This is a genomic window from candidate division WWE3 bacterium, assembly GCA_026396615.1.
Taxonomy (GTDB): domain Bacteria; phylum Patescibacteriota; class WWE3; order JAPLWK01; family JAPLWK01; genus JAPLWK01.
Genome location: JAPLWK010000004.1, coordinates 1 through 9,606, shown reverse-complemented (window position 1 = coordinate 9,606; position 9,606 = coordinate 1). Strand labels below are relative to the sequence as shown.

The 9,606-nt window shown below is 44.5% G+C and carries 12 protein-coding genes; all 12 read left to right on the top strand.

The genetic code is table 11. The features are described 5' to 3' along the window. The first annotated feature begins 212 nt into the window (after nt 1-212). The 12 genes from rpsF to NT141_00715 all read left to right on the top strand — a co-directional run bounded on the left by rpsF (nt 213) and on the right by NT141_00715 (nt 9,456). A complete protein-coding gene (gene rpsF, locus NT141_00770; GenBank protein MCX6783594.1) occupies nt 213-473 on the top strand; it encodes a 30S ribosomal protein S6 in 261 nt (86 codons plus the stop codon). 98 nt (nt 474-571) lie between these two features. Then, on the top strand, nt 572-1,069 hold the full coding sequence (ssb, locus tag NT141_00765) for a single-stranded DNA-binding protein (protein MCX6783593.1): 498 nt from the start codon (nt 572-574) through the stop codon (nt 1,067-1,069). A gap of 6 nt (nt 1,070-1,075) precedes the next feature. Next, nucleotides 1,076-1,312: a 30S ribosomal protein S18 gene (gene rpsR / locus NT141_00760; GenBank protein MCX6783592.1), complete on the top strand. Its 237-nt coding sequence runs from the start codon at nt 1,076-1,078 to the stop codon at nt 1,310-1,312. A gap of 254 nt (nt 1,313-1,566) precedes the next feature. Next, nucleotides 1,567-2,517 carry a hypothetical protein gene (locus tag NT141_00755; GenBank protein MCX6783591.1) on the top strand — a complete coding sequence of 317 codons (951 nt, stop codon included), beginning with the start codon at nt 1,567-1,569 and terminating at the stop codon, nt 2,515-2,517. Then, entirely contained in the window at nt 2,514-3,503 is a 990-nt protein-coding gene (locus NT141_00750) for a hypothetical protein (protein ID MCX6783590.1), read from the top strand. Before NT141_00755 ends, NT141_00750 begins: the two co-directional genes overlap by 4 nt. After that, on the top strand, nt 3,500-4,717 hold the full coding sequence (locus NT141_00745) for a S41 family peptidase (GenBank protein MCX6783589.1): 1,218 nt from the start codon (nt 3,500-3,502) through the stop codon (nt 4,715-4,717). Before NT141_00750 ends, NT141_00745 begins: the two co-directional genes overlap by 4 nt. An 11-nt stretch (nt 4,718-4,728) precedes the next feature. Next, complete coding sequence (locus NT141_00740) at nt 4,729-5,088, top strand: hypothetical protein (GenBank protein MCX6783588.1); 360 nt, start codon at nt 4,729-4,731, stop codon at nt 5,086-5,088. A 36-nt stretch (nt 5,089-5,124) separates the two neighbouring features. After that, a complete protein-coding gene (locus NT141_00735) occupies nt 5,125-5,562 on the top strand; it encodes a hypothetical protein (GenBank protein ID MCX6783587.1) in 438 nt (145 codons plus the stop codon). 770 nt (nt 5,563-6,332) lie between these two features. Further along, nucleotides 6,333-7,472, top strand: a complete 1,140-nt coding sequence (locus NT141_00730) for a trypsin-like peptidase domain-containing protein (protein MCX6783586.1) — start codon at nt 6,333-6,335, stop codon at nt 7,470-7,472. Between the two features lie 12 nt (nt 7,473-7,484). Next, a complete protein-coding gene (locus tag NT141_00725; GenBank protein ID MCX6783585.1) occupies nt 7,485-8,363 on the top strand; it encodes a TraR/DksA family transcriptional regulator in 879 nt (292 codons plus the stop codon). Then, nucleotides 8,360-8,731 carry a response regulator gene (locus NT141_00720; GenBank protein ID MCX6783584.1) on the top strand — a complete coding sequence of 124 codons (372 nt, stop codon included), beginning with the start codon at nt 8,360-8,362 and terminating at the stop codon, nt 8,729-8,731. The genes NT141_00725 and NT141_00720 overlap by 4 nt, the downstream gene beginning before the upstream one ends. Continuing rightward, nucleotides 8,728-9,456, top strand: coding sequence for an RluA family pseudouridine synthase (locus NT141_00715; protein MCX6783583.1), 729 nt, complete (start codon nt 8,728-8,730; stop codon nt 9,454-9,456). The genes NT141_00720 and NT141_00715 overlap by 4 nt, the downstream gene beginning before the upstream one ends. Nucleotides 9,457-9,606: the final 150 nt, after the last annotated feature.

Below are 9,606 nucleotides of genomic sequence, written 5' to 3'. Positions count from 1 at the left end.
AAGATCGAGAAGATAAATGATCCTTCAGCTCCCAATAATCTTGAGACTCAGTACGTTTTTAAAAATAATGGAAAGTTGTACGTTCTCTACGCGCGTTACGGTAAGGACTTTGATCCAGAGAAAAACTTAGTGGGAAATATATTTCAAACATTTAAATTAGACTAAACTATTGCCAAACCTGTTCATTTAATGTAAATTGAGCCTTGTTATCTATGAATTACGAATTGGCGTTAATTTTAAAAGGAATTGATTCGATCGTCCCGGTTAGAAAGCTTTTGGAAAAAGCTAAAGTTAAAATCGTTAAGGAAGATGATATGGGCAAGCGTCGTTTAGCCTACAAGATTAACGATTTAACTGACGGTTACTACATGTTTTGGACTGTTAGTGGTGATAATAAGACAGTCATTGAGCTCTCAAAGAACTTTAAACTTAATGCCGATGTCGTAAGGTTTTTATTTACTAAATCGTCCTAAACGTCCAAATTGATTCGAATTAACACGAATCATCCAAATATCGGCCGGTATTCGGATCATTCGGAAAAATTCGGACGAATTCGGAAAATTAAAATTTTATGTCTTCTAAATCTTTAAATGTCGCAATGATCATTGGAAACTTGGTGCGGGATCCCGAGATGCGCTACACGCCTTCCGGTCGCCCTGTTACCTCATTTTCCGTCGCTACTAATCGCAGCTGGACGCCGGTCGGAGGGACTACTCAAGAAGCGACTGAATATCACAACGTTGTGACCTGGGCAAAGCTCGCGGAAATTTGCAATCAATTTCTTAAAAAAGGTGCCAAAGTTTACGTGTCCGGCCGCTTGCAAACCCATAATTGGGAAGACTTGCAAAAGGTAAAGCATTACCGCACCGAAATTATTGCTGATGACGTCATCTTTTTAGGCGGTACCCGAATGGGCGAGGGCCCTATTCCTGCCGCCAATATGCCGGCTGCGTCTGAAGGATCAGAATCCGGTCCTGCGCCAGAAGCGATGCCGACTCCGTCAGTTGACAACCGTCCCACCGGAGCGGAAGATGTAGATCTGGGAGATGGCAGCCCGATGCCGTTCTAAAATATTATGCTTAGAGCTTTTAAAAGACAAAAAATTGCGGACGAGTGCGGCTTTTGTAAAGACAACGTTGCGCCGTCATTTAAAGACGTCGTTCGTCTTAAGCGCTATTTAACAGAGCGTCATCTTATCGTGCCTCGTAAATACAGCAGCGTCTGCGCTTCTCATCAGCGGCAATACGCCGCCGCCGTTAAGAATGCCCGTTTCCTCGCTTTGATTCCCTATACCGACGTTCACGCCCTCTAAATCAGGATTTACCATTAAACATAAAATCTAATTTTCAATTTGAAATTCGAAATGAACGTTCACTTCGTTCACTACCAATTTGTGGCAAATTGTTGAATTCAATTTTTAAAATTTAAATTTTTAAACATTTAAAATTGATTTCAAATTGTAAATTGTAAATTTCAAATTCGATGAGATTACTGGATTCTGAAACCCAAAGGTTAGCCTTCGGCTTCAAATTCATAATGACGGGTGAGTAGTGTATACTTTTACCAATGCTCTTGTCCATCCAATTCCACTCACACTTCGCTGTGGCCTTGTACATCAAGAAAAATTATAATTTTGATGTCATAAAAGTTCCGTTGCCGTTCGCTTTTTGCCAGGCTGAGGCGCCTCGGAAACTTCTGGAAGTTCTGAATACCGTTGCGGAGTTTACCGGTGATCCAGAAGTCCTTAATTATCCCTCTCAAAATAAATTAGTGATTGTTGATGAAACTATTTTTACTAAAATGCGCTCCGTTCTTGGCTTTAACGTCCTTTACCTGAGCGAGGATTTTTCGGAGATCCTACCTCTCCCGGAAATTAGCAATTTATTACCTTTTACTATTAATTTAACCGAACTTTCAAATATTCGGGCCAGCCAAAGTTTAATCGGCTCTTTTTTGCCGGTAACGCCCCGGGATATGCTGCTGCAAATGGCCATTTCCAAGACTATAATTCGGCAACTGGGCTACTTTAAGAAAACTTTACCTGAAGAACTTTTGCTGTCGGGAACGGTTTTTAGTTACATTGACGATCCGGCGATGGCGGTTGAAATCTTTTTAGACGGGGTGGACGCTGTAGGGGCATGTTTTTTGCTGCAGGATCGAATTGGAATAGTGCCCGCCATGACTGCGGCTAGCCTTAAAGTGGTTACCGGTGATTTTATTAAGCTTGGTTCAGTCGTGATTTGGCCCGGGCCGGCCACTTTTGAGCTATTCTTTGAGGGAGAAACGTTACCGCAAAAATTGTCTTTAGAGGAAGGTCGTTTGGCTCGCTTTAGCGTGCCGGCAAACACCTCGGTTCGAGTCACCGGGCACGGTCCCAAAGGTGATTTTGACGCTGAGTTATTAGGGGGCGCTTTAGGAATTGTTATTGACACTCGGATGCGGCCGCGAATTTTTCCAAAAACCGATGAAGTGCGGATTAAATTATTAAAAGAGTGGAGTAAAGCTTTAAAATCATGAGAGCCGCTATTTTGCAAAGAATTAAATATTTAAAAGATACGGAAGTGACGCGGACTTTACCCTATTCCGGGGAGGTTTTGGTGAATGTCGGTGGCAAAGTTTCGGCTTACGATCACATCGCGGCCGCTAAAGTCTCTTTTCTTAGTCAAACTTTAATTTACAGTGGTCGCCCCGTTGTGCGAGTAGGGGACTGGGTAAAAGGCGGCGACTGCTTAGCTAAATCAGGATTTTTTACTAAAAAAACTTCGCTAACCGCTCCGTTTGCCGGTTCCATTATTTCAATCAACCTTTTAAAACACGAGATGTTGCTGGAATCACCAAAGCGGGATTTCTTTTTAGTCGCCGGTTTGGCCGGAGATGTGAGCGCTATTAATCAAGAAACTAAAAGCGTCACCTTAAAAACCGATGGCATCCTTTTACGCGGAGTGGCCGGTTTAGGCAGTGGTTTTGGAGAGCTAACGGCGGTTGCCAATCTTGGTGACGAAGCGAGTTGCGGTAAAGTGGTTTTTACCGATTTTTTAGACCAGATTCTGCTAGCGAAAGCAAGGACTTTAGGAGTGGCGGCGATAATTGCCGGGGGTACGGACTGGGAAACATATTTAGCGGCTAGAGCTATTCCCAATTTTGGCTTGGTGTTAATTGGTGGCTTTGGGCATTTGCCGATTCTGCCGGATATTATGAAAATAATTAAGAAGAGTGTAGGCAAATTTGTGGCGGTTTACGGTGATACCGGGACGGTCTTCATGCCAACTATAGATCCGGTCGAAATCGAATCTACCTCTGATGATTTAATGGCGGATCTGGCGGTTAACGCTCGCGTTAAGGTTTATGCTTGGCCTCATTTTGGGGAACAGGCGACTGTGATAGAATTGTTGAGTTCCGAATTTAGATTTGATTCCGGGGTGTTGGCTTCAGCGGTTAAAGTCAGGTTCACGAGTAACGAAGAAATGATCGTCCCCGTTGAAAGCGTGGGCATCTTAGTATGAATTTTAAAAGATTTCAAATCGTAATTTTTTTAATCTCTTTTGCAGTCATAGGCTCGGTCCTAGGCTACAAGTTTGGTCGGAGTGGCTTTTTAGTTGAACTGGCGGCTTCAAAGTCCCCAATTACCGTTCTTAACCAAAATCCCAAAGATCAAACGGTCGATTTTAGTTTGTTTTGGAAAGCGTGGGATATTTTAAATCGTGACTACTATAAAAAGCCGCTGGACGCTCAAAAACTGCTCTACGGCGCCATTTCCGGTCTTTATGCCTCAACCGGCGACCCGTATACCACTTTCTTAAATCCCGATCAAAACAAAGTGATGACCGGGGCTTTAGATGGTCAATACGAGGGAGTCGGGGTGGAACTAGCTATAAAAAATAGTCAGCTTATTGTCGTGGCGCCACTAGATGGCTCACCAGCTATTGCCGCCGGGGTTAAGTCTGGCGATTATATTTTAGCGATTAACGGCAAAAGTACCGCCGGAGTGGCTTTAACCGACGCTGTTTCTCTAATCCGTGGCAGCGCCGGAAGCAATGTCACTCTCAAATTGCAGCATGATGGCGGATCTCCGGTTGACATCGTCATAACTCGCGGCAAGATCACTGTTAAAAGCGTTACTTGGAAAGAGGCGTCTACTAGTGCTGGTCTTGCGGTCCCGGTGATTCGGATCTCTCGTTTTGGTGATACTACTTCAACCGAATGGGATAGCGTTGTCGCTGATATCACTTCTAAACTTCCCGGATTTAAAAAACTCGTCATCGATCTTCGCGGCAATCCCGGCGGTTACATTGACGCCGCCAACCACATTTCCGGCGAATTTGTGTCATCAGGAATTGTTATGCAGGAAGAAAGTGGCGTCGGTATTACAGAGACGATTACCGTGCCCGCCGATCGAAACAGTAAATGGGTGGGGAAGCAGGTTGTCATCTTGATTGATGGTGGCAGCGCCTCCGCGTCAGAGATATTGACCGGCGCTTTGATTGACCGCGCCAAAGCCATCACAGTAGGGGAGAAGAGCTTTGGCAAAGGCGTTATGCAAAGTGTGGCTGATCTAAGCGGCGGCGCCTCGGCTCACATCACGGTTGCTAAGTGGTTAACGCCAAACGGCACTTGGGTTCATGAAAAAGGTTTTACGCCGAACTATGTTGTTGCTATTACTGATGCCGATATTACCGCTGGCCGTGATCCACAACTCGACAAAGCGTTGTCTTTGTAATTTTTAAGGAGATGATTATTACGGGATTAGAAGTACCAACACCTAATGAATCACTTGATTTTAGAGTCGAAAACCCCGATTTAGCGGAAAGATTAAGTCTTCCATCTATAACTAGCGATGCCGTGGCTGAATGTTTGGGTGCTGCTCGGATGCAACTGGCCCAAAGTAAATCGGACACAAACACGATGGATCGTTTAGTCAGCGCCAGACAGGTTATCAGTCAATACAAGGATCCCTACGATATAAAGGATATCCTATCAGAAGGCGAAAAAGCGGTAGTAATTAGCGTAATAGACGCGGTCAAAAAACAGCTTTCTGATGAGGGGAACATGGTCGGGGGTCTGGAGCAATGGGAAAAGATCGTCGCTTAGTTTTACATTAAGCAAAGCAAATTGGAGGTGATATTTATGGGAGTCGAAAATGTTACAAGATCCGAAACTGATACTTTTGATATTACATCATTTGACCCACACTATTTAGTTGGGCCGGAACTTCCTGCAACCGCTATTGCCAACGTATCTGAATTTTACTTCGACGTTAACAGTAAAAATGAAAAACAGGAATTAGAGGCTGGTTTAGCTTCGGGGAAGGTGAAAGACACAGACGACTTATGGAAGAATTCTGAGTGGGGTCATAATAACGCCCTTTATTACAAGACTGCGACCGACTTTAAGGCAATGGCTGATGGTAAATTGAAGCTAACCGATATTCCAGCTCCAGAGCAAGGTTTAGTGCACGGTTGGGTAGAAGCAGCTCGATTAGCCTTGATTCGTGAGGAAAAAGAAACTGGTAAAGCTCAAGATATTCGAGGAATAGAGTCTTGGGAATCTAAACTTAACGCTTAAGACATCCTACTTCACTGAAGTATGGGGATGATAAGTGTTACTGGATTCCGGGTCAAGCCCGGAATGACAAGTAGAAAAAATAAAACCCGTCAAATCTACGGGGAGAGGTGGGGTAGTCAAGTCCTACCTAAATGACTACTTCTCTCCTCGCAGATTTCACGGGTCTAATGGTATTACGACCATTACGGCCATTGAGATTATTAAGACTATTGATCGGAACGGTCCGATAAATGGTCGTAATAGTCTTAATGGTCTCAATAAGCTTATTTGCGAAGCAACTGGAATCTGCTAACAGGTGGTAGTTTAACCTTGGTAGGTAAAGTCTCTACACAATAAAAGTACGCCCAAAGGGCGATAAGGCGGTAGGGGCCTCCAAGTTGTCACCAGCTTGCGAGCAGATTCTAATTGCTTTCAAAGTACCTCTTCCAATGTCTGATAGTATTATACTACAAACAGGAGAGTTTGTCAAGCCTGTAGTCTCTATGTCATTCCGGCCCCGGAGCCGGAATCTAGTAAACGATCAACAACAATAAATTTTTAATTACCAATTTTTAATTTTTAATCAATCATTAATGATTTAATTTTTAAAAATTTGAATCTGTTATTGGATTCCGGGTCAAGCCCGGAATGACGAATGGGTTTACTCTCAGTAAATTCTAAGTTTAATTTATTAATGTCACATTAATATCACATCACAATCTTAATCTAATATAAAAATGTGATTTGAATACTAACTTTAAATTTGTTACAAATTAAGATATATTTTGTTTATGAAAAATTCTAAAAAGATTCTCGGCATCTTCATCGTCTCTTTGGTCGTTGTCACTGGTGGGGTATTAGGTCTTGTCTATCAAAAACGTCTTAATTTAAATTTGAGTAACAATCCGATCAGCAGTTTCTTCGCGCGTCTAACTAAGCCCGTGGTCATCCAGAACAACACCGTCACCGTGGTTGATGAAGAGTCGGCCGTCATAAGCGCTGTCACTAAGGTCTCCCCAGCGGTCGTTTCGGTCGTCACCCAAAGCACTTCTTTCGATCCCTTTTCCGGCCAACAATCATCAGGCACGCAGGGGATTGGAACGGGCTTTATTGTTCGTAGTGACGGGGTTATCCTCACTAACAAGCACGTGGTCGCCGATCCTAACGTGGCTTATACCGTGGTCCTCAAGGACAAAACCAGCTACCCGGTCAAAAAAGTCTTTCTAGATCCCAGTAATGACTTAGCGATTATCAAAATTGACGCCACAAATTTGCCGACGGTCGAACTCGGAGACTCGTCTAAACTCAAAGTCGGTCAAGGGGTGATTGCCATTGGCAACGCTTTGGGGCGTTTTGATAACACTGTTACTAAAGGCGTCGTCTCCGCGTTAGGGCGCGGCATTACAGCTGGCTCTGGCAATCCATTTGATCAGACGACGGAAAATCTGGCGGATGTTATCCAAACGGACGCCTCGATGAACCCAGGGAATAGCGGTGGCCCTCTGGTCAACTTATCCGGTCAAGTTATCGGCATCGATTCAGCGGTTAGCGGCGGGGCTCAAGGAATTGGTTTCGCTCTTCCCATCAACTCTGCTAAGCCGGTGATTAGCAGCTTTGAGGCGACTGGCCGGATCGTCCGGCCTTATATGGGTGTTGTTTACGAATTAGTCACACCGGACCTCACGACCTTCACGCGCCTGCCTGTCGGAGCCCTGGTAAGAAGTGCCGTCGCAGGGTCGCCCGCCGAAAAGGCCGGTATTAAGCCCGGTGACGTTATTTTAAGCATTAGCGGCGAAAAAATTGACGAGAACACCACCTTGGTTAATGCTATTTTAAAGCACCAAGTAGGGGAGACAGTGCCGGTTGTTATCGACAGAAGCGGCGCTAAGCTGACTCTGCAGGTCACACTGGTCGAAATTCCGGCAAAGTGACATAATATCGCCATGGCCGTTCTGTATTTCGTTGTTATCTTACTGATCTGCTTCTTTATATTGTGGCGATGTTTGCGAAATTTAGGTTATTCCACTCAATCAATTTTCGATTTATTTCTGTTTTTAGCCGTCATCACGGCTATTTTTGGGATTATTATTCGGCCAATTTATCTTCCGGCGACTTATTTAGTCGGTCTTTTAGGTTTCTTCTGGCTGGTAAAGCGCCGTAAATGGAGTGTTTTTGAAGTAGGGGATCGTTTAAGTTTGGCCTTGTCGTTGGGACTGCTGGGCCTAACGTCCTATACTCTGATTACAACAAGCTATATTAGACCGATTCCGGTAATCGCGGCAGTCGCGATTTTATCGCTTCTCGGCGGGAGCTTTAAAATAGCTATACTGCGGGGCTATCGCTTGTTTATTTTTATGCTGGTTAGTCTGCCGCTTCTTTACGATGGAGGCAGATACACCTTGACTTTTTTGGTAGCAATTGCCATATTAGCAGTGATTGGAATTTGGCGCCGAGTTCGTTTAAAATTACCTATGGATTTAATGGCTCAGTTAAAAGATAAATTGTTTAAAAAGGATGCGGCTATCAAAGAGGCACAATTAAAGCTGCCTCAAGATGACCCTTTTTTAGTAAAAGGTCGGGTAGACGATAACGCCCCGGAAGACGAGGTTGACGAGCAATTGGGGCATGATCAAATAATTGCCGAGACCAGCTTTTTAGCCAAGACCAAATTACAAGTCGATAAGGCTTTAGGGCGAGTTAAATCCGGTCAATACGGAAAATGTGAGCGTTGCGGGCAAAAGATCGATCCAAAACGCCTGGAAATCGATCCGGCCGCTACTTTATGCATTAAATGCGCCATTAAATCAGAAAGTAATTTATGACCCAAACTGTCCTGTTAGTTGAAGATGAGGGCGATATTCGCGAAGTGTACGCCGAGATTTTGCGCGACGGCGGTTATACTGTGGTGGAAGCGGTGGACGGCGAGGAGGCTTTGTTAAAATCATCCTTGGTTAATTGGGATATTATGTTGCTTGACATTATGCTTCCCAAAGTCGATGGTTTAGAGGTTCTTAAGAGAATCCGTAGTGACGCCAAAGATTCCCATAAACCGGTTATTCTGCTTACTAATCTGGGCCGGGAATCTATCATCAAGGAGGGCTTTGAGCTGGGGGCCAATGGGTATCTTATTAAGTCAGAATTAACGCCGGATCAAGTGGTAGCCGAGGTTAAAGGGTTTTTGGGCAAGTGATTTCCATTATTTACGAAGATTCTTCCATTCTCGTCATTAATAAACCTTCAGGCATGGTAGTTAACCGCAGTGAAACAACTCGCGACGAAGAAACGCTATTTGACTGGATTCTTAAGAACACTACCTGGCTGCTGGGGACCCCAAATGAGGAATTTAACGACCGTCATGGTGTCGTTCATCGACTGGATAAAGAAACTTCAGGACTTTTGATCATCGCCAAAGATCCCACGTCTTTTCTAAACTTACAAGCCCAATTCAAGAACCATGAGGTCAAAAAAGAGTACACCACCCTCGTCGCCGGACTCTTCGACTCACTCGAACCATTCACTGTGAATGCCCCGCTCGCACGCAATTTACGTAATCGATTCAAATATGGTATCGTCGAGGGAGGGCGGACTGCTATCACCAACTTCGTTGTAAACAAGCAATGGTCAAGGTCCGCTAATAGTTATGCTTTGTTGTCAGCCTTTCCTGAGACCGGCCGAACCCATCAAATTCGGGTCCATTTGGCGGCCCTTAACCATCCGGTTCTGGGCGACACTTTGTACGGTTCTAAAGTGGCTAACAAAGAATACGCCAAACTGCTCAGCAAAACTCAATTACAGACCCGGATGTTCCTGCACGCCGCCAAAATCGACTTTTGCCATCCCGTTACCGGGTCAGTAATGCATTTAGAATCGGCGCTTCCGGGGGAGTTAGCGGAGGTAATTTCGATTTTGGGATGAGGGTGAATCATGATTCACCCCTACGCTGGTTTGGAATTTGGGTAATAAAAAAGCGCCGAGGACTTTAAGGGTCTTTGGCGCTGGTGGAAATCTGATTTTTACTTAGTAAGAACTCTCCGTAAAGTGCTTGGCACTGTGAACAAATGTTCA